The sequence below is a fragment of the Arthrobacter sp. B6 genome, from assembly GCF_001663775.1.
In the GTDB taxonomy this organism is placed as follows: Bacteria; Actinomycetota; Actinomycetes; order Actinomycetales; family Micrococcaceae; genus Arthrobacter.
In genome coordinates, this window is the sequence record NZ_KV467168.1 from 2285981 (window position 1) to 2306783 (window position 20803).

Below are 20803 nucleotides of genomic sequence, written 5' to 3' on the forward strand. Positions count from 1 at the left end.
GTACCCCGAAGGGTGATGTCCATCACTGACTGTCGTGATGGAGCACAACGCTATGAGCCGGAAGATGCACAGGACAGCCGCCAAGCGCGCCCGGACAGCCGATTTCTGCACGCTTTTGGCGGCGATGAATACTTTGCGAAAAGCGGCTGTCTGCCTGCACTGAACGGCTAGTGTGATGCACCTCTCAGTCCGTACGGTCTTTTCAGAGCTTCATCACAGGACGGTGGTGTTCAGCTGACAGGAAGGCAATGAAATGTCGACAACGACGTTGATAAGGGAGAAGTTCTCCCTCTACATCGGTGGAAAGTTCGTCCCCGGATCGTCGGGGCAGTCGTTCGCCACCTCCAGTCCATACACGGGCGAGGTGTGGGCGGACGTGGCCGAGGGAACCGTGGCGGATATTGATACCGCCGTCGCCAGCGCCAGGGCAGCGCTCACCGGGCCGTGGGGCGAGATGAGCGGCACCGGCCGCAGCGCCCTGTTGCGCAGGCTTGGGGACCTGATCGCTGAGAACGCGGAGCGGTTGGCTACCCTGGAAGTCAACGACTCGGGAAAGCTCTTCCACGAGATGATTGGCCAGACCCGGGCCCTGCCGCAGTGGTACTACTACTACGCCGGTCTGGCCGACAAAATCGAGGGACGCCAGATCCCCACGGACAAGCCCAACTTTCTGGTCTACACCAAGCGTGAGCCCGTGGGCGTCGTCGGAGCCATCACTCCTTGGAATTCCCCGCTGCTGCTGCTGACCTTCAAGCTCGCCCCGGCCCTCGCGGCTGGCTGCACCTTTGTGGTCAAGCCCAGCGAACACGCACCCGCCTCTACAGCCTTCCTGGCCGAACTTCTCGATCAGGCCGGCTTCCCGCCAGGCGTCTTCAACGTCGTCACGGGTGAGAGTCGTGAACTGGGCCAAGCCCTGGCGGCTCACCCGGGCGTGGACAAGGTTGCGTTCACCGGATCAACGGCCACCGGAGCCCTCGTCGCACAGGCCGCCGGCAAGAACATCAATAAAGTGACACTCGAACTCGGTGGCAAGAGCCCGCAGGTCGTGTTCGAGGACGCCGACCTTGAAGCAGCCGCGAACGGGCTGCTCGCCGGAGTGTTCGCCGCCACCGGGCAGACCTGCATGGCAGGATCCCGGCTCATCGTTCACGAATCAATCCACGACAAACTCGTGGATCTCGTGGTTGAAAAGGCCAACAACATCAAGCTCGGTGACCCGACGTCCGCAGAGACCCAGATGGGGCCGGTGGCCAACGGGCCCCAGTACCAAAAAGTCATGGACTACATCCAGAAGGCCCGCGACGAAAACGGCGTGATCGCCTGCGGTGGCTACACCCCGGATGATCTTGGCGGCTTCTTCATCCGCCCGACCGTCATCACCGGTGTCAACAGAAATTCGACCGTCGTCAAGGAAGAAATCTTCGGCCCGGTCCTGTCCGTCTACACCTTCACCGATGAGACCGAAGCCATCGAGCTGGCCAATGACACCGAATACGGCCTGGCCGGGGCCGTCTGGACCAAGGATGTCCACAGGGCCCACAGGGTCGCCGGTGCCATCAAGGCAGGCACTGTCTGGATCAACGCCTACCGGGTCCTCGGGCCCCAGGTTCCATTCGGCGGCTTCGGATCCTCAGGAATCGGCCGCGAAAACGGCATCGAAGCCATCAACGACTACACCGAAACCAAATCCGTCTGGGTTGAACTGACCGGCGGTACCCGCGATCCCTTCAAACTGGGCTAGATCCAAAGGACACCAATCATGACCACAACCATCAACGCACCCCGGGAAAAGAACGAACAGGGTCTTTACCCCACCGCGCCCCGCCCGGACTCTGAAACCAAGCCGGTGGAAGACCGCCGCAAAACCAACCCGATCTTCAACGACCAGAAGCTCAAGCTGGGGCTGTTCGGAACGAACTGCTCACACGGTCTGATCATGTCCCACGCTGAAACCACCTACGAAGTCAGCTGGGAACACACCAAAAAGATCGCCCAGAAAGCCGACCGCATCGGTTTCGAAGCGCTCGTTCCGATCGCACGCTGGCGCGGCTTCGGCGGCACCACAAACTTCAACGGCAACTGCTTCGAAACCTACACCTGGGCTGCCGGACTCGCGGAAGCCACCGAGAACATCGGCATCTTTTCCACCAGCCACCTTCCGACCGTCCACCCCGTCATGGCCGCCAAGATGGCAGCGACCATCGACAGGATCTCCGGCGGCCGCTTCGGCATCAACCTGGTAATGGGCTGGTTCGCGCCCGAAATGGAAATGTTCGGACGTCAACAGGGCGACCACGACGACAAGTACCTTGAGGGACAGGAATGGGTCGACTTCGTCCAAAAGGCCTGGAGCGAACCCGGCCTTTTCGATTTCAACGGCAAGAACTACACCGCCACCAACGTGGAGTCCTACCCCAAACCCCACCAGGCGCCGTACCCGGCTCTGATCAACGCCGGCAACTCGAAGGCCGGCATGGCTTTCTCGGCGAAGAACGTTGACGTGAACTTCGCGTCCCTGGACACTCTGGAGTCCATGACCAACTACAACCAGCAAATCCGGAGCCTGGCACGCGATGAGTACAACCGAAACATCGATGTGATGACGTACGGTCTCGTCGTGGTCCGTGACACCGAAAAGGAAGCCAAAGCAGCCTTCCAGAACGTCATCGACAAGGGTGACTGGGATGCCGCCGACAACGTCACCAACCTGATGGGCATGCAGAGCCAGTCCTTCCAGGCTCAGATCGAGAAGTTCAAGGAACGCTTCATCGCCGGGTGGGCAGGCTACCCCTTCGTAGGTACCCCTGAACAGGTGACCGAACAGCTCGCAGCTGTCCAGAACACGGGAATGAACGGCATCATCATGGGAATGATCGACTACAACGAAGAGCTCGATTACTTCAACGACAACGTCATGCCGCTCCTGAAGCAAGCCGGGCTTCGACACTGACGTAGGACGGGGGGCCGGCCCGCACACAAGGGGGAACCGCCGGGCCGGCTCCCAGCACTGACATTCACATCTGATATTCAGGTCACAGGCTAATGGAGCCCATGATGAACCAAAGCCCCAACCCTCTGGTAGCCCCCAAACCCCTGGACGCCCATCCGGTGGTGCACACCAGCGACATCGACGCCGCCAGGGACGCTGTCACCGGGACTTACCTTCCCAATGATATGACCACGTCCGGTGACGGCCAGCTGAACATGATGTTGAACGCCTGGGGCGGCCGGGACCTGACGCTCGGCTACTTGACGTATCAGGCCGAAACGAAGTTGCGGATGCCGCCGCCGGAAGAGTTCTACCATGTGAACCTGACGACCGCCGGAGGCACCGAGGGATTCCGTGCGGACGGTAAACGTGCCTTTACTGCTGGTGGTCAGAGCGGATTGGTGTTGCTGCCGCACATTGGCACCGAGGTGAAGTGGGGCCCTGACGCGGAGCAGATAATCCTCCGGTTTTCGAGGGAAATGTTGGAAAATTTTGCTGCTGATCTGATGGGTCAATCCGTGGATCACCCGATCGGGTTCGATTTCGGTTTCGATCTGTCGACAGGGCGGGGCGCCAGTCTTTATGCTTCGGCGCAGTTCATGGCCGTGGAATTGAACCGGCCCGGGGGCATCACGGAGAACCCGCTCGCCCTTGAGCAGCTTGAGTCGTTTGTCATGAGCAACCTTCTCCTGGCTGTCCCGAACAACTACAGCGAGGTTCTCCTCACCCCGCCTCCCACCGTTAATCTGGGGCGGCTCAAACCAGTGGTTGACTTCATTGAAGCGAACGCCGACGAACCGATTACTCCGGCCGAGTTGGCCCGGGTAGGGATGATGAGTATCCGCACGCTGCATGCTTCCTTTCAACAGTCCCTTGGAACCTCCCCCATGGAACATCTGCGCCGGGTCCGGATGGAGCGGGTACGTGCGGAACTGATCTCCAACAAGAACCCGGACCTGAAAATCACGGATGTGGCAAACCGCTGGGGGTTCTACCATCCGAGCAGGTTCGCTGCGCGCTACAGGCAAATGTTCGGCGAACTACCCAGCGAAACCCTGCAACGCCACGCCTGAAACCGCCCTTCTAACGACTTTCGACCGGAACTAGTGAATCGAGACCCATTCATGGGCTACACCCTTGCCGAAAAAGTGTGGAATTCCCACATCGTCCGCCACGAGGACGGCAAACCTGATCTTCTGTACATCGATCTCCACCTCGTTAACGAGGTGACAAGCCCCCAGGCTTTTGAGGGCCTGCGGCTGGCCGGCCGATCCGTTCGCCGGCCAGACCTGACGTTGGCCATGGAAGACCACAACGTCCCCACCATCGGGATTGATAAGCCGATCGTGGACCTCACGTCACGGCTCCAGATCCAGACGCTGCGCGAAAACTGCGCCGCTTTCGGCATCAACCTCTTCAACATGGGCAGCAAGGACCAAGGGATCGTCCATGTCGTCGGCCCCCAGCTTGGGCTTACCCATCCCGGGATGACAATCGTCTGCGGTGACTCGCATACTTCCACTCACGGGGCGTTTGGCGCCTTGGCCTTTGGAATCGGCACCAGCGAAGCGGAGCATGTCCTGGCCACTCAGACACTTCCGCTGCAACCGTTCAAAACCATGGCTGTGAACATCGAAGGCAAGCTGGCTGCGGGGGTGACATCCAAGGACGTCATCTTGGCTCTGATCGCGCAAATAGGCACAGGCGGGGGCCAAGGCTACGTCCTCGAATACCGCGGAGAGGCCATCCAGGAGATGTCTATGGAGGCCCGGATGACGGTATGCAATATGTCCGTAGAAGCGGGTGCACGCGCCGGGCTGATAGCGCCCGATAACAAGACCATTGAATACCTCAGGGGTAAACCGCACGCACCCGACGAGGCAGAATGGGCGTCAGCGACCCAGTACTGGCTCTCGCTTGCAAGTGACCTGGACGCAGTGTATGACGCCGAGGTGACACTGGACGCCGCCCAAATCCTGCCGTTCGTAACTTGGGGAACAAACCCCGGACAGGCCGTGCCCATCTCGGGCCATGTCCCCGACCCAGACGAATTTTCCGAAGAACGCGACCGGTCCGCGGCCAAAAAGTCGCTGGCCTACATGGGGCTGGCAGCGGGAACAGCCATGAGGGATATCCCTGTCGACATGGTCTTCCTTGGCTCCTGCACTAACGGACGCATCGAGGACCTGAGGGCCGCAGCGACTGTCCTTGAAGGTCAACGGATCAAAGATGGCCTGCAGATGCTGGTCGTCCCCGGGTCAATGCAAGTAAAGGCCCAGGCGGAAAAAGAAGGCCTCGACCGGATCTTCCTCGATGCCGGCGCAGAATGGCGGTTCGCCGGCTGCTCGATGTGCCTGGGAATGAACCCTGACCAGGTTCCCGCCGGCAAACGCTGTGTCTCAACGTCAAACCGGAACTTTGAAGGACGCCAGGGGCGAGGCAGCATGACCCACTTGGTCTCGCCTCCCGTAGCCGCCGCGACCGCCATCAGGGGAACCATCTCAACGCCAGCTGATGTCGTGAAAACTGGAACAGGACACTAACATGCAGAAATTCACTGTTCATACCGGTGTGGCCATGCCGCTGAAACACACCAACGTCGACACTGACCAAATCATCCCGTCCAAATTCCTGAAGCGGATCGGCCGAACAGGGTTCCAGGACGCACTGTTCGCTGACCTGCGCGGAGATGACCAGTTTCCACTCGACAGGCCAGAATTCACGGGTGCATCAGTACTGGTCGCAGGAGCAGATTTCGGCACCGGTTCTTCGCGGGAACACGCCGTGTGGGCACTCATGGACCACGGTTTCAAAGTTGTCATCTCACCAAAGTTCGCCGACATCTTCCGCGGCAACTGCGGCAAAGCCGGCCTGGTAGCCGCCAAAGTAAGCCAGGACGAGGTAGAGGAAATCTGGAACGCCATCGACGCTGAACCAGGACTCCAGATAACCGTCAACCTCGCCGAACAGACCATCACCTGTCCCGGACGAGAGTACACCTTTGACATCGACAACTACGTGAAATGGCGGCTTCTGGAAGGACTCGACGACATCGACCTGACAGAACTGGCAGGCGCCGACATTGAGGCATTCGAAGCCCAACGGCCCCATTTCCTCCCCACGACGGTCTCACGTTGACCACAGGGTCAGGAACGTCGGAGGAGCTACAGCGATCCATAGCGGAGTCGACGGGGATGCCAGGTGCTAATCTCGTCTATCGGGTGCTGGGGCAGACGCCGAACCGGCTGGAACTATGTTGGAAACGCGTCGCACCTGGCTGAATCTGGTTGGCGCTGAAACTCTTCGGAAGCACGTGCTGGGGGCTTCACTCTCCAATGGCCGAGTGAGTCCTAAGATCACAGTCCCGCACGATGAACGGGACACTCTTCGTAGTGTTTTGGATGCGCACGAACGGGGGTAACTCCTGCAACGTTGTGCTCGTCGGGCTGCTTCGTAGCGGATGCCTGGGCCGCGCTGACAAGGGTCTTATCCCCGACTCGGAGGCCAACCGGAGCCACCAGCCAAGCCATTGCCACCGATGCCAGATCTACAGTCGATGAGCCCGGCGGCACGTGCTTTGGTTCTACGGGCTTCAATGATCGTTGACCCCACTGGCACCATGGTGCCCAGCCTCTTCCGCCACCTCCCCGGGGAACTTCCACTACTGCCCACGTTCCATAACGTCATCCGGGACGTGGACGCTGCTGCAGAAATTGAACGCCGGGAGCAGAGCAGGTTGTGATGGCGCGGGCACGCGATGCGGCCCTCAAATGGCCGCTGGAAATTGAAGCGGTGGCGGATGAGTCATCCCAACAAATCCTTGCCGCGCTCGAGCCCACCATCGCCCGCATGCTGGTCGTTAGCAATGTGCTACGCGAAGCGGTTGAAGGTTAGTCACGTCCCAGCCTCAGAACCAATTACGCTGTAGCTCATCCCCTGTCTGATACTCACCGCTTAGCAGGACGGTAAGTGCAGAGCGACGGCTCGACGATTCAACGTAGAAAGGTGCCCCCATGAGTTCAGCTGCGAGAAAGCCCGGCAACTCTGACCCCGCGTGGTCCCAAGAGCTGACTATGGCGGCCTCCGTCTATGGCACTACCGCCCAACTACAGATCATTCGATATTTGCGCGTAAGCGGCCCAGCCACGCGATTGGACATAGCGGATAACACCGGCCTGAATCGTGGGCTGGCAACACAGTGTCTGAACAAGCTCAAGAGCGCGGGGGTCGTTACTACGGTTGGGGTGCCGGGGTTTTCCGGACCAGAAGACCCTGCGTCACGGAGATACCATCTGGAAACGCCGCGCGCTGAGGCCCTGTTTGACGCACTCGCCAGCTACCTCCACGCACCGGCAGGTTTCCCAACCGGTTTCTAATCAACGGGGCATCCGGAGTATGGTGCATAACGGCATCCATTGCGCAAGCTCCAAGGTTGATTCGATCTGCTGGCGGATAGGAAACTTACCGATTATGGCCGCGGATCGGCACCCGGGTCCGGGTAGCCTTCGCTAGTCCGCCTGAGGGAAAACGACGAGGCGGCGGAGATGCGCCTCGATTCCGCCGGGCAAGTCGATGGTGTCGCCGTGCAGAAGCCATAACAACTGCGGTCCGTACTGGGCCGCGACGGTAGCCTGGGCCGCCTGGACCGGGGTGGTCCCGGGGCGCAGTGTTCCGCGCTCGGCGCAACCGGAGAAAGCCCGGGTGAGCCCGTCGAGGTAACACTCGTACCGCTGGACAAAGTACTCGTGCGCGGGTGTTGCGGAGATGTGGCTTCCGCCGAGAGGGTGACGTGCAGTCGCACGAGGCCAGGCGCGGAAACGTTGTAGCGGGCGAGTTCAACCAGCCCGAGCAGGATCACGTAAGGGTCCTCTACGTGCATCGGAGTGTAAACGGCTTCGGCGCGCATGTCACGGAGCTCCAGGACTGCAGCGAGCAGAGCGCTTTTGCACCCGAAATGATGCAGCAGCCCGGCATCACTCATGCCTGCTTCCCGGGCGACAACCTTCAACGAGCCCCCGCGATAGCCGTCGCGGGCAAACACGTTGAGCGCAGCATCAAGGATCGCCAACCGTTTTTCGTCTGTTCCTGCGTAGGAACCACGACGCCGGCGATCTGCCGATCCGGCGGTTTCTGACTGGGTCAAGTTCGCGCTCATCCCGATGAGCCTAGCTCACAGCTCCGGACCCTTCTTGAGGAAGTCTGTATCCGACCGGCGAAGGGCGGCTAAGGCCGCATGCCCTACCAGCACTCGCGTTTCTGACGCCAGGCTGCTCCTGGAAGCTGTCCTCGGTCCCCACAAGGAGGACGCTGTTTGACGCCAGACCTCGCAATCGTTGCTGCGATAAAAGTTTTGCTGTAAGTGGATACTGCCCTGCGCTGTGCGGCTGTGCATCAGAAAACCCCAAGAATAAAGTTGCCTCACCGGCAGCGAAGTGAGCACCATCACAGTTTGCAGGTGTCCGGCATCAACGGCTTCGACTCCAACGACGAGGGGGCGCCGTCATCAGCCAGTCAGGAGCCAGATCTCTACAGATAAGTCTGGATCCTTTGGGACTACCCGGAGAAGCGCCGCAGAAAATGCCGGGCGCTAAACGCCGATGGGGTCGTGAAGAAGAACCCGGGAGTGCGGAAAAAACGAAAGCTTCATGGGTACGCGCCGGTGGGCCCCTGCCAAGCAGGGGACGGGTCAGCGCCCGCCGCCGCGGTCCCCGCCAGGCCAGGTGACGCAACTTAAACCTGGCAGACACGCAGCACACATTCGGCCGCGAAATATTAGCCGCCACTAAACATTCATGTGCAGGCGCTTTGCTCCGGCAAACGCCAGCCTGGGCTGGATTGGAGAAATCAGTGCCCTTAGACGTCAGTCAAGTTAGTATCGATAATTTGTTTGGAAGCCTGGTCTACAGCATTGGGGCGCTGTCAGTCATCCTTATCGTCCTCGCCCTCGGCTTTATCGATTCCGGAAACGTCCGTAAACGGAACGTGCTGGATACGTGGGTCGTAAAGGTCATCGGGGCGATGATCGCCGGCCTCGGCACCATTTTGGTCGGATACTCCTTTTGGCAATGGTCCTTTTACCAAGCCTTCGGAGTACCCAACGCGCTAGGGCAGGCAATCAGTGACTGGTGGATCGGAGGCCAGTTCCAGTCAACCCCGTCCATCAACATCGGTTCGGAGGTACTGCCGGGCGCCGACGCTCAGCAGGTTTTCGTCGTCTTCTTTGCCACCTTTTCGATGGCCACCCTTGCACTGATCCATGGCGGAGTGCTGGAGCGGGTACGTCCGCGGGTCCTCTATGTCATGGCTGCAGTCATCGGACTCGCCCTCTCCCCGCTCGCCTCCTACCTCACCTGGGGGCCAGTGGGACCCCTGACGCAGCTTGGAATTCACGACTTCGAAGGCATCTACCCCCTGTACATCTTCTCGGCAGTATGGGTCCTCGTCATGTCATGGCGGCTCGGCCCCAGGCTGGGTGCGTTCGCACCCCACAGCACCAAAATCCGCCCCAAGAAGCACAATTCAAGCCTCATTGGTATCGGCGTACTGCTGATCATGTTTGCGCTTCCCTTCGTAGCGCTCAGTGCCACGTGGATTATCCCGGGAACGGGTGTCTACGGAATCTCCTTCGCCGAAACGGGCTGGGGAATCATCATCATGAACGTTGTCACCGCTTTCGTTGGCGGAGGTCTTTCCGGCGCCCTACTTGCACATTGGAAAAAGGAAGCAGGATTTGGATTCGTGGGGCCCATTGCCGGCGTCGTCATGAGCGGAACCCTGCTCGACATCGGTACACCGCTCGAAGTCCTGATCCTCTCGGTGTTCGGCCCATTCGTCGCTTACCTCGTATCACTGGCCCTCGTCCGCCTGGGAATCGATGACCAAAAAGTCATTCCCTTGGGACTCGGACCCGGCGTCGTCGGTGCCATCGCTACCGGCTTCATCGCATGGGGGACCAAAACCGGGGGCTACCCAGGACTTGAGGGCGCCTATGCACTTCACAGTGCCGAAGTGACACCGCTTGGTCAGGCTGCGGGAGTGGGAGCGGTAGCCCTTCTCGCTGCTATCCCCTGCCTTATTATTTGCCTGATTTTTGAACGCTTCGGAGGGCTCCGAGTACCCGAGCAGGTTGAAATCGCAGGTCTTGACGCGGCCCATTGGAAAACCGAAAACTTCGCGGATGAACTGCTGGAAACGGAAAAGTCAGCATCAGCTGACAGCCCCTCCGGCCGGCCCTGACCACCACGGCTGCCCGAGCGCCTGGAAACTGTTCGGCTGGACTACCCGCCGGACAGCTTCCTGCATCCGTAGAGACGCCACAGGGCCCGGCCCCGGCCGCGTGTAATGCATCGGAGACCGGGCAGAAACGCTTCAAACATCTTCCCGCGAAAGACTAGCGACCACTAAACATTCACCAGCCGCAGCTTTACTCCTAGAGTGCCGGCTCAGGCTGAAAGGACTTCCCATGACCACATCCGATACAAAAACCGTTCGCTTGCTGATGCCGCAGTGGCAGGGTGGAAACAATGCGAACTACCCCCTCGGCGCGGAGCTGCTTGCGTTCCTGGCGCCGGAGAACGGGCAAGAAGTTCTTCGCGTGGACGTTGAACCCTTCGACGCGGATGACACCCCGGAAGAAGGCATCGCTCACCGAAGCGGTCTGCTGAAGCAGCTGCGCCAGGCGCGGGCTTTGCTGGCCGAAGCGCAACCGGACAAGGTTGTTGTCTTCGGGGGCGACTGCCTCGTCGAACAGGCTCCGTTCTCATACCTGAACGAGCGGTACAACGGCAAGCTAGGCGTCCTCTGGATTGATGCTCACCCCGATATTAAGACTCCCGAGGAATGGGCAAACGCCCACACGATGGTCCTGGGGAACCTGATGGGCGAAGGCGACGCGGAGTTCGCCACTGAAGTACCCCAAAAAGTGCAGCCCAACCGGGTGATGTACGGTGGCTTGCGCGAAGTAGGGCTGACCGAGCAGGAGAACGAGGTCATCAAACGGCTCGGTATTCGCGTCGCAAGTCCGGAGGCGCTGGCGGTCGACAGTGCCGCGATCCTGGCCTGGATCGAAGAAGAAGGTATCGAGCAGATCGCCATTCACCTGGACGTCGATGTGCTCGACCCGGCGTCGTTCCGCTCCGTGCTGTTTGCAGAACCCGATCCCGAAATCGACTGGCTCGAGATGTACCCGGCCGGGAAGATGACGCTCGCCCAAGTCGTCCGTGTCATGAACGATGTGGCAAGCCATTGCGAGGTCGTCGGCCTGGGCGTCTGTGAACACCTGCCCTGGGACATGATCCACCTCAAGCAGGCCCTCGCCGCATTTCCCGTCATCTCTTAACAACCGGCAATCACCTCCCTCAAGCCACCTCCGGCACCAAATAGCACCCACCAGCCCTCGCGTGCGCACTCCAGCCGGAGCTATCAAGAACGGAAAACCCATGTCTGAACCGATGCGCGGCTACGCGATGCTCCGAATCGGAGAAGTTGGCTGGATTGACAAGCCAAAACCGACCCCGGGCCCACGCGACGCCCTACTCAAACCCCTTGTCGTCGCCCCCTGCACCACAGACGTCAAAACTGTCTGGAAGGGCGCTCTGGGCGAACGCACCGATATGATCCTCGGCCATGAAGCCGTCGCCGAAGTCGTCGAGGTCGGCAACCTCGTCAATGACTTCTCCGTTGGCGACGTCGTCGTGGTTTCGGCAGTAACACCGGAATGGAGCTCGCTCGAGGCGCAGGCCGGACACTCCTCACACTCCGGCGGCATGCTCAACGGCTGGAAGTACTCCAACACCTCCGACGGCGTCCTCTCAGAGTTCTTCCTCTGCAACGATGCCGACGGCAACCTCGCCCGGGTCCCCGAAGGGGTCTCCTACGAGGAAGCCACCATGCTCTCCGACATGATCCCGCCCGGCTTCCAGGCCGTCGAGTACGCCGACGTCCAGTTCGGTGACACCGTCCTCGTCGTAGGCTCAGGACCCGTGGGCCTGATGGCCACCGCAGCCGCCTACCTCCGCGGTGCCTCCCGTGTCATCGCCGTCGGTAACCGTCCAGCCACCCTTGACGTCGCAAAACAGTACGGCGCAACCGACCTCATCGACTACAAACAAGGACCCATCGACGAGCAGGTCATGGACCTCACCGGCGGCCGCGGCGTAGACCGGGTCTGCGTCTGCGGAGGCGACGGCGACACATTCGCCGCCGCCGTCCGAGCCCTCAAACCCGGCGGAAAACTCGGAAGCGTCATCGCACTTGCCGGTGCCGACGTCGTCAAGGTTCCCTCTGACGGCTGGGGCTTCGGCATGGGCGATAAACACATCGTCGGCGGGGCAATGGTCGGTGGCCGCTACCGCACCGAAAAACTCGCCTCCCTCCTAGCAACCGGACGGCTCGACGTCTCCCCCCTGATCACCCACCGCTACCAAGGCTGGGACTCCATCGCAGGCTGCCTCGAAACCGCACGAAACAAGCCAGCCGACATGATCAAATCCGTCGTCAAACTCACCTAACTCACTCCTGGAGCAACCCCGTACGTCAGGTGACCACCCGCTTGACCCTAACCGCGGGCGCCTGCTTGGGACGGCCCTTCCGAATCACGTCGCCCACCCAAGTGCCGCTACGCGCGAAAGGAAGGGCCACTTTACCGCTGACGACGGAGACCCATCGCAAAACTTTGGGAAGCTCCTCCGGCTCGGTACGCCCAACCAAGAGTGTGTGCAACATCCTCCCCTTTTGTCCGACACGAACCCTGATACTGGAGAGCCAGTGGCTAACAACACCGAATTACGCTCAACGCGAGCACTACGCCGTTCCGCGACCTGGGGGACGTGGGCACTCATCTCCCTGCTCGTGGTGTCGTGCTCAGCACCGTCCGAGGGAGCAACGTCACCTGCGGCGGAGACCACATCACCCGTGAGTACGGAGAGCTCGCAGGCCAGTGAATGCGCCCCCAGCAATGGAGCGGAGTTCATCTGTGGGGTAGACAATGTCGAGGACTTCGTACGTCTGTCCGACGGTAAATTGATCGGAAGCGACCTTGCGGCCACCGGCACCCCAGGGCGCTTTTTTCTGTTCGATACGGATCGGTCGGTCCGCTCCATAGAACCGCAGGAGATTGCTATTGCCCCCGACCCCGCCTACGGCGCATGCTCCACTGCGCCCGATTGGACCGTGTTCAACCCACACGGAATGGGCAGCATCGACATCGACGGGCGGACATCGACGCTGTACGCAGTCAACCACGGCGGCCGCGATGTCGTGGAAATCTTCGACGTCGATATGTCCGCCGACACTCCGAAACTGACATGGACCGGATGCTTGATCCCACCCGAAGGCGCCTGGCCCGATGACGTCGCGGTGCTACCAACCGGGGGCCTGCTCGTGACCAGCCTCTGGGACCCGCGTGATCCTGACAACCTGCGGAAAGCTACCGACGGCCTTCCGCAAGGCCAATTGCTGGAATGGAACACCGACGGGCAGTGGTCCATCCTGCCCGGACTCGACAATGTATCTGGACAAAACGGTGTGATCGTCTCCCCCGACGGTGCTACGGCATACATGGCCGCATGGTCCGGCAAGCAGTTAGTGACAATCGACTTGGTGTCAGGAGCTGTCAAAACCACTGGTCTGAATTACACCCCAGACAACCTGACGTGGGCTGCAGACGGTCAGACCTTTTTCATTGGTGGCACTACCGCGAATGTAGAGGAAGCGTTGGAGTGCTTCACATCGACCAGAGTCAACTGCCCCGAAACCGGAGTGAGAGTGGACAGATACAACCCGGCCACATCGGTGTTCGAGACCTTAATCGAAGGCAACGAATATGGTCAATTCGGCATGACTACGGGTGCGATAGACGTCGGCGATGAACTATGGGTCAACAGCTACAGAAGCGACCGTGTCGCAGTCTTCGATCTCAACTAATCGTCGGCAGAACCATGAGGAGAGGCACACAGGCTAATCTGTGTGCCTCTCCTCATATGGCTACCTGGTTGGGCCCGCCCTTGGTCCTCTCCGCGCCAACAACTGCACCGCGTGCGTCCTCCTGGGCTTGGATGCACCCTGCCTATACTCGCCACCGCGCTGGGAGTCTGTGCCTGTCGCTGCATTCAGCAGCGACACGTCGTACCGGCGTGATGCCGGTGCCAGGCCGCCAGCGCGACTCGGTCGTGATCCTCCCACGCCTCCCGGTCCAATCAAGTGCACCCCACCCTGACGAATCGGAACCCTTATGCGTAACCACCGTCATGAGGCGAGATAGAAGGGCGACGAGTTTCCATCCAGCGAGTAGGGAGAGGAGTACAGTGAAGCCGCCTATCAAGGGACGCCAGTGCGCTGACGAAGACAAGCGCTCCCCCCTCCCCAGCATCGGATCGACGCAGCACTTCCAGTCGGAAAGCGTTGTGGTTGTCCTGGGCGTGATGTATCCAAGTGTCTTCCCACACCTTGTCGAATCAAACACCCACCCTGATCGGGTGCCTCTACCTCCTGGCTTGACCGTGGGCCGGCAAAGCGTGGACGTTGTCTTTTACGACCCTCTGTCGTCCATTAGGAACGGTGAGGAGGTTCCCCGGGCCGCGAGGTATGGATGGAATTCTAAGGGCGATGGCCACGTAAGTCGTACAGAGGCTCAGAAAGCTGTTGCCCGCGATCTGGCTTTGCTTTTGTTAGGAAAACGTGGTAGTCACCGGCTCTCGACTGCCGTCATCTTCGAATACTTCTTGAGACCCTCCTTGGGTAACACACCCCTGCCGAAGGAATCATGGAAGGCTCCATGACGCCAATGTCTTTCGAAATCTTCGATTGGAGCGGGCTCAAACCCGGTGATGAGATTGAGGTGCTCGACCACGGGCTAGTGGTTGCCCGTAGAGTAATCGAAGACCTGACTTCGGATCAAAGCATTATCCGGCTCAAGCTCTCCTATGGGAGAGGTGAACGAACATACCGCCGCGAGGACGGATGGCAAATTCGTACTATTCGCCGGGAATCGTGAAGCCAGCCATGACCATCGCCACTCCCTTCCCTGCAGCTTTAGGATGCTAAGGGCCTATCAAGGTGAGGCACACCCCAACCTGACTAGCAGCGGGCGGCAAGCCTTAACTTTCTACTAGGCGAGCTAGAACTCAATCTGACAGGACGAGGGTTGGAGGCGCCGGTGACCGGACAGCGCTCGGATACGTGCGCGTGAGCAGGCTGGATCAGAATGAGAAACGGCAGCTCGAAGGCCAAGTCATGGCCTGGTCTTTACCGATAGGGCCTCCGGCCGGAACACCGCCAGACCTCAGCTCACGGAACTGCTGCAGTTCGGCCGGGGCGGGGGACACCATGGTGGTGCACAGCATGAACCGGTTCGCTCGCAATTTCGATGATCTGCGCGCACTGGGCCAAGGCCAAGGCCTGACACGCGAAGGCGTGCGGGTGGTCGGGGGCCTGGGTAGGGCGGCTAATCGATGGAGAGCGGCACGGCGATCTGGCCACTCAAAGGCAGCGAATCCTGGAGGTTTCCGACGGAAGTTGCCAGCGCTGCTGCAGCTGGAGCACCTAGCAGGCCCTCCGCCTTAGCGGTGATATCCGCCCAGGTGGGTCGGTCCTCAGGGGCGCCACGGAAGGCGTCTTCCGATTTTTTGATAACGGTTCCGTCCACCATGCGGACATTGACTTCGGCCTGCCAGCTGGTGGGATAGGCGGTCTCCAGCCGTTCACTGGTGTAGCAGGTGACTTTTTCCATCCAGTCGCGCAGCTCGATTGCGAGGGCGGGTGCGTTGTCGAATTGCTCCACTGTAGCCCGTCCCGTGGCCAAGGCCACTGCGGCTCCGAAGGGCATATTGAACTGCGCGTCGACCGGGGTGCCGATCAACAGTTTCCGCTCCGCCGGTTCCGAGACCAGCGCGGCTCCGGCTTGGATGACGGCTACGTTGATGGACTCGATATCCTTTAGGGCAATGCCCGGGTTTTCGTCGTGGATATCCCGGAGTAAGTCGATGTTTCCGTGCATGTAGCGGCAGCAGGGGTAGAACTTGATGGAGGTTTCCCAAGCGCCCTGTCCGAACTCTAGGCGCAGGGTTCTGCCTTCGACCAGCCCCTCGCCGTACTGGCGCAAAAATCCGTCCCGGCCCTCCATTGCTGTTTCCGGGGCGGTAAATCCGGCGAAAGCCAGCTTTGCGGCGCGCAGTCCCGTCGCGGCGGCGTGTCCGGCGTTCAATCGTTTGGTCCATGCCCCGTCGGAGAGGAATTCCAGAGAGCCAGCGGCCATGTTGGCCGCCAGCCCTAATGCCTGGACTGTCTGGTCTTCGTCTAAGTTGAACAAGGCCGCGGCCGTGGCCGCCGCTCCAAGGGCCCCGGCTACTCCGGTGGGGTGAAATCCGCGGCCGTAGGCCTCAGCAGCTCCCAGCAACACTCCTACCGAGCACATTACGTCGTACCCGGCCGCAGTGGCCGAGAGTACCTTGTTGACGCTGAATCCCTCCGCATCGGCTGCGGCCAGGGCAGTGGGGAAGAGGACTACCGCCGGGTGGAGGGAGGACTCCTCGAACGTGTCGTCCAGCTCCAGACCATGAGCCGTGATTCCGTTGACCAGGGCGGCGTCTTCGAGGGTGACGAAGCCATCGGCGCCGTGCAGAGCCGCAGGGAAAGAGGCGCTGCGTTCGGGCGAAATCCGAACTGCGGCGCGGGCAGCGGCGGCTGACTCCCGGGTTACGCCCCCGGCTGTCACAGCATAGTAGTCCAGCAGCAACAGCCGCATCCAGGTCGACAGCTCTGGCGACATGTCTTGCTTGGCCAGAACGTGGCGTGCCAGCAGCCGAGAGAAAGTGATTTCACTCATTATGTATTCTCCAGTTGAGCAATGGGCTTCAGTGTTCAGAAGTGATCAGGAACAGAATCGGCAGGTTCGATGGTGCCAGGTTTCTGGCATTCCCCAAGGTGCAGTATGGCTTGCCAGTGTGCTGGCTATACCCGGCGTCTGGCACTGCGCGGGCCACCAGATTAGTAGGAACGCGGGAGCCCCAGGACCTTGGTGGCCACGAAACTCTTGATCATGTTGTTGTTGACCGGGGCCACTTGGAACATGCGGGTTTCGCGGAACTTACGTTCGACGTCGTACTCGTCCACGAAGCCGTAGCCGCCGTGGGTGTCGAGGCAGGCATTGGCGGCGGCCCAGCTAGCCTCGGAGGCGAGGTGCTTTGCCATGTTGGCTTCGGCGCCGCAGGGTTCGCCGGCGTCAAAAAGCCTTGCGGCCTCGTAGCGCATCATGTCCGCGGCCCGGACCTTCATATAAGCGTCGGTAATGGGAAATTGCACTCCCTGGTTACGGCCAATCTTCCGGCCAAACACTTCGCGGCTGTTGGCGTACTCCACGCTCCGCTGCGTGAACCAGTAGCCATCACCAATCGCTTCGGAGGCCAGCAGGATGCGTTCGGCATTCCAGCCGTCAATAACGTACCGAAAGCCCTTGCCCACCTCGCCGATCACGGCCGACGCCGGAACGCGCATGCCCTTGTAGAAGATTTGGTTCGTGGCGTAGTTGAACATCGTCCGGACCTTGACCACCTGGAGGGTGTCCGGCTGTTCCGTACGAACCTCGCGCAGGTCCACCAGGAACAGAGTCAAACCCTGGGTCTTGTCGGTCCCCTTGCCGTCGGGCTTCTCAGAGGTGCGCGCCAAGACAAGGAGAAGGTCTGATTCGTCTATGCGGCTCGTCCAGCTCTTGTGGCCGGTGATCAAGAAGTTGTCGCCGTCCCGCACCGCTGCGGTCTCGATGCTGGTGGTGTCCGAGCCCGCCTTGTCCTCGGTGATGGAGAAAGCCTGCAGCCGCAGTGATCCGGCGGCGATCTGCGGCAGGTACTCCTGTTTCTGGGCGGCGTTGCCGTGGCGGAGCAGGGCGCCCATCGTATACATCTGCGCGTGGCACGCAGCGGAGTGGCCGCCGGACTTGTTGATTTCCTCCATGATGACGCTGGCTTCGGTCAGCCCCAGGCCCAGCCCCCCGTACTCCGGGGGAATCAGAGCCGACAGGAGGCCCGCCTCAGTGAGCGTATCCACGAACTCCTGAGGGTAGCGGCGGTTGCGGTCTGTCTCGCGCCAGTACTCGTCCGGGAAGCGGGCACATAGAATGCGGGTCTGCTCGCGCAGCTGCTCCAGTCCTGTACTCAGGGTGTGCATCTGTGCTCCTTCGATCTTTGAAGATGAAATTCCGTCACCTCTGGAGTGACGATACGGCAATATATTGGAACTTAGCAAGGGATTCCGCCGCAGCCTGAGTGGTCCGCGAAACCTTGATTTGTTGCCTCTCCCCTGCCAAACTGGCTAGCAAGCATCAATATATTACGTTTCCGTGGCGTAAAACGCCGTCCGGGAACCCAGCCAATTAGGAAACAGCGATGACAGAAGAATCAATGCAGGTGCCCGCCAGGGAAAGCCGAGTTGTGGCCGGTTGGTCTGGCCGCCTATTTGAAGACTTCTCGCCAGGGGATATCTACTACCACCCGTTCGGCAAGACGGTCACGGAGTCTGACAACCAGTCCTTCACCCTCATGACCCAAAATGTGGCAAAGACCCATGTGGACCGCAATTTTGCCAAGGCCACGGAGTTCGGCCTTCCGTTGGTCAACTCTGCTTTTACCCTCGCATTGGTGACCGGCCAGTCCACCATTGACCTGTCCATGAACGTGTTCGCGAACATGGGCTGGGACGAAGTCCGGATGCCGAGCCCCGTTTATGAAGGCGACACCATCTACTCCCGATCCAAGGTCCTCTCCACCAGGGCATCGAAGTCCCGCCCCAACCTCGGCCTGGTCACCGTCGCCACCGAGGGCTTCAACCAGGACAACAAAATCGTGGTCAGCTATCGCCGCACCTTCATGGTGTACCGGCAAGGCCATCTCCCCGGCAGCGGATCCGCCCGACCGGACGAGACCACCCTCCCCTCAATCGCAGACTTTCAGTGACGGCCGAACCTCAGGGGCTTGCGCAGGCCAGCACAGCCCTTGAAACCGTCGCCGGGGCAGTCACGGCATTGTTCGTTCCCGGCCACCGCTCCGAACGGGTCGCCAAGGTAGCCGCTGCGGGTGCCGGTGTTGTGATCATTGATGTGGAAGACGCCGTGGCACCGGATGCCAAGCCCGCAGCCCTAACTGAGCGCGGGACCGGCCGGGGTCGAGGACGCCGCTAAAAGGTGCCCTGGGAGCGAAGGTTCGTACGTTGAAGGCGGCCAGCCACTGGCAGTTTCGTCCCACCCTTTTCGGCTGCAACCACATCTAACCCCATCGCAGGACCCGGCACCATCATCGCTGCCGCACTCGTACCTCGTCTTTGTAGCCCTGCCTATCCTGGCCAAATGGGCGCCGAAACCCTTAACCGCGCTCTCCACTTAAACTAACACGCCAACTAGACGGACCAAGACCTACAGGGTCATCGCCACGAAAGGACGCAAATAATTGAGCATTACCGACGCATGGGGCTCTCACTGGGTCTCTGCGGTCAACGCAGACACTGAAAACTCCCATATCGGACGCATGTCCCGATTCACCTTGCGGCTGGAATCCACCGAGGGAGATAAGGCAAACTTTGTGTACAGAGCCGGGCTGCTCTCCTCCGGAGACCCGGCCGCCGATTCACAAGAGGACTTCATCCACCTCCAAGGAAGCCCTGCCGCTTGGGCTGAACTCGCCGATGCGAACGCCGCTCCGCGCCGCCACGACCTTTTGGCCCTCCTCAAGTCACAGGAAGGGCTGACCGTCGTCACCGGCTACGACGGTCTCCTCCGCCACCTACGCGTGATTACGCGCCTCGTCGAGATCGGTAAAGCAAATGCCACAGTCTAATGTGTACATTGAACCGGTCACCGGTCGCTATGTCAGGTTCACTTCCAAGGACGTGAACTACAGGGTCTATTACGAAGAGGCCGGCAGCGGCCCGGTGATTCTTGCTTTGCACACAGCCGGAGCCGACTCCCGACAGTTCCGTCACATGATGGCAGATGAGAGCCTGACTTCCCGCTTCCGGGTTGTCGCCTTTGATCTCCCATGGCACGGCAAGTCCCTTCCGCCGGCCGACTGGTGGAAGGCTGAGTATCTCTTGACCACAGACGCCTATGCATCCCTCGTGGAAGACTTCTGCGCGGCCCTTGAACTGGAGACACCTATTGTGGTCGGCTGTTCAATGGCCGGCTCACTTGTCATTGAATTGGCGCGCCGGAGCCCGGATCGGTGGCGGGCAGTTCTGGGATTGTCCGGGGCCATGAAGGTCGAAGGACGGTTCCACGACTGGCCCCTTCGGCCTGGCCTCAACGCCCAGCAGGTCGTACCGACGTGGACCTATAGCCTGATGTCGCCCCACAGCCCGGAGGAGTCCCGCCGGGAGGTCTGGTGGATCTACAGCCAGGGCGGCCCCGGAATCTATAGAGGAGATACCTACTTTTACGCCCAGGACTTCGACCTCCGGGACACCGCATCCACTATCGATACAGCACGTTGCCCTGTCTACCTCCTTACCGGTGAATACGACCATGCCTGCACACCAGAGGAGACCGAGCAAGCCATCGCCAAGATTCCCGGCGCCCGGGGAGGACGAATGCCCGGTATAGGCCACTTTCCCATGGCAGAGAACTACCCACTGTTCCGCACATTTATCGTGCCGGTCCTCGACGAGATCATGAACCAAGCACAAACGACCTAGCCTATACGCCGCACACGGGGCCGGCCGAGTACAAAGGAGTGAGGCCTGCAAAGCGTTGAATCGACCATACCCGATGGCATTAAGGGGACGACCACGTCCCCTAGGCAGACTTCAAATCGATGTCCTTCAGGACGTGCAAGT

19 protein-coding genes and 1 pseudogene are annotated in these 20803 nt (G+C 60.4%); 17 read left to right on the forward strand and 3 right to left on the reverse strand.

All coding sequences use genetic code 11. From position 1 onward, the window contains the following. Window positions 1–253 precede the first annotated feature (253 nt). From AU175_RS10070 to AU175_RS22755, 7 genes are all read left to right on the forward strand, one after another. On the forward strand, window positions 254–1741 hold the full coding sequence (locus AU175_RS10070) for an aldehyde dehydrogenase (RefSeq protein WP_066288163.1): 1488 nt from the start codon (window positions 254–256) through the stop codon (window positions 1739–1741). 18 nt (window positions 1742–1759) lie between these two features. Next, complete coding sequence (locus AU175_RS10075) at window positions 1760–2950, forward strand: LLM class flavin-dependent oxidoreductase (RefSeq protein WP_082979085.1); 1191 nt, start codon at window positions 1760–1762, stop codon at window positions 2948–2950. 104 nt (window positions 2951–3054) lie between these two features. Further along, a complete protein-coding gene (locus tag AU175_RS10080) occupies window positions 3055–4062 on the forward strand; it encodes an AraC family transcriptional regulator (protein WP_066290896.1) in 1008 nt (335 codons plus the stop codon). Window positions 4063–4113: 51 nt separating this feature from the next. Continuing rightward, window positions 4114–5532: a 3-isopropylmalate dehydratase large subunit gene (gene leuC, locus AU175_RS10085; protein ID WP_066288166.1), complete on the forward strand. Its 1419-nt coding sequence runs from the start codon at window positions 4114–4116 to the stop codon at window positions 5530–5532. A 1-nt stretch (window position 5533) separates the two neighbouring features. Next, window positions 5534–6127, forward strand: coding sequence for a 3-isopropylmalate dehydratase small subunit (gene leuD / locus AU175_RS10090; protein WP_066288168.1), 594 nt, complete (start codon window positions 5534–5536; stop codon window positions 6125–6127). Between the two features lie 603 nt (window positions 6128–6730). Continuing rightward, complete coding sequence (locus tag AU175_RS21720; protein ID WP_156642263.1) at window positions 6731–6883, forward strand: hypothetical protein; 153 nt, start codon at window positions 6731–6733, stop codon at window positions 6881–6883. A 179-nt stretch (window positions 6884–7062) separates the two neighbouring features. Continuing rightward, complete coding sequence (locus tag AU175_RS22755) at window positions 7063–7365, forward strand: winged helix-turn-helix transcriptional regulator (RefSeq protein ID WP_442855313.1); 303 nt, start codon at window positions 7063–7065, stop codon at window positions 7363–7365. Between the two features lie 92 nt (window positions 7366–7457). Here the strand turns inward: AU175_RS22755 and AU175_RS22760 are convergent, their stop codons facing one another. Continuing rightward, window positions 7458–8144 (reverse strand): helix-turn-helix domain-containing protein, encoded by a 687-nt coding sequence (locus AU175_RS22760; protein ID WP_082979087.1) that lies wholly within the window; start codon window positions 8142–8144, stop codon window positions 7458–7460. Window positions 8145–8872: 728 nt separating this feature from the next. On the opposite strand from AU175_RS22760, the gene AU175_RS10100 reads away from it, so the two are divergent. From AU175_RS10100 to AU175_RS22360, 6 genes and pseudogenes are all read left to right on the forward strand, one after another. Continuing rightward, window positions 8873–10225, forward strand: a complete 1353-nt coding sequence (locus tag AU175_RS10100) for a hypothetical protein (protein WP_066288172.1) — start codon at window positions 8873–8875, stop codon at window positions 10223–10225. A 226-nt stretch (window positions 10226–10451) separates the two neighbouring features. After that, window positions 10452–11327, forward strand: a complete 876-nt coding sequence (locus AU175_RS10105) for an arginase family protein (protein WP_066288176.1) — start codon at window positions 10452–10454, stop codon at window positions 11325–11327. 100 nt (window positions 11328–11427) lie between these two features. Then, window positions 11428–12498 (forward strand): zinc-binding dehydrogenase, encoded by a 1071-nt coding sequence (locus AU175_RS10110; RefSeq protein ID WP_231938516.1) that lies wholly within the window; start codon window positions 11428–11430, stop codon window positions 12496–12498. A 403-nt stretch (window positions 12499–12901) separates the two neighbouring features. Continuing rightward, a complete protein-coding gene (locus AU175_RS10115; protein WP_066288179.1) occupies window positions 12902–13912 on the forward strand; it encodes a hypothetical protein in 1011 nt (336 codons plus the stop codon). 838 nt (window positions 13913–14750) lie between these two features. Further along, window positions 14751–14981 carry a hypothetical protein gene (locus tag AU175_RS10120; protein ID WP_066288181.1) on the forward strand — a complete coding sequence of 77 codons (231 nt, stop codon included), beginning with the start codon at window positions 14751–14753 and terminating at the stop codon, window positions 14979–14981. Between the two features lie 185 nt (window positions 14982–15166). Next, a pseudogene (locus AU175_RS22360) lies at window positions 15167–15409 on the forward strand (recombinase family protein); the annotation flags it as partial. Window positions 15410–15431: 22 nt separating this feature from the next. Here AU175_RS22360 and AU175_RS10125 read toward each other — a convergent pair. Then, window positions 15432–16811, reverse strand: a complete 1380-nt coding sequence (locus AU175_RS10125; RefSeq protein WP_066288183.1) for an MmgE/PrpD family protein — start codon at window positions 16809–16811, stop codon at window positions 15432–15434. A gap of 161 nt (window positions 16812–16972) precedes the next feature. Next, complete coding sequence (locus AU175_RS10130) at window positions 16973–18148, reverse strand: acyl-CoA dehydrogenase family protein (protein WP_066288186.1); 1176 nt, start codon at window positions 18146–18148, stop codon at window positions 16973–16975. Between the two features lie 218 nt (window positions 18149–18366). Between AU175_RS10130 and AU175_RS10135 the strand changes: the two genes are divergently transcribed. The 4 genes from AU175_RS10135 to AU175_RS10150 all read left to right on the forward strand — a co-directional run bounded on the left by AU175_RS10135 (window position 18367) and on the right by AU175_RS10150 (window position 20662). Further along, the gene (locus AU175_RS10135; protein WP_066288189.1) at window positions 18367–18933 is read left to right on the forward strand and encodes a MaoC family dehydratase; all 567 of its coding nucleotides are present in this window, start codon (window positions 18367–18369) and stop codon (window positions 18931–18933) included. After that, window positions 18930–19157, forward strand: a complete 228-nt coding sequence (locus AU175_RS22610) for an aldolase/citrate lyase family protein (RefSeq protein WP_066288194.1) — start codon at window positions 18930–18932, stop codon at window positions 19155–19157. The genes AU175_RS10135 and AU175_RS22610 overlap by 4 nt, the downstream gene beginning before the upstream one ends. Before the next feature lie 265 nt (window positions 19158–19422). Next, the gene (locus tag AU175_RS10145) at window positions 19423–19809 is read left to right on the forward strand and encodes a hypothetical protein (protein WP_156642265.1); all 387 of its coding nucleotides are present in this window, start codon (window positions 19423–19425) and stop codon (window positions 19807–19809) included. Next, window positions 19796–20662 carry an alpha/beta fold hydrolase gene (locus AU175_RS10150; RefSeq protein ID WP_066288197.1) on the forward strand — a complete coding sequence of 289 codons (867 nt, stop codon included), beginning with the start codon at window positions 19796–19798 and terminating at the stop codon, window positions 20660–20662. The genes AU175_RS10145 and AU175_RS10150 overlap by 14 nt, the downstream gene beginning before the upstream one ends. The last annotated feature ends 141 nt before the right edge of the window (window positions 20663–20803 follow it).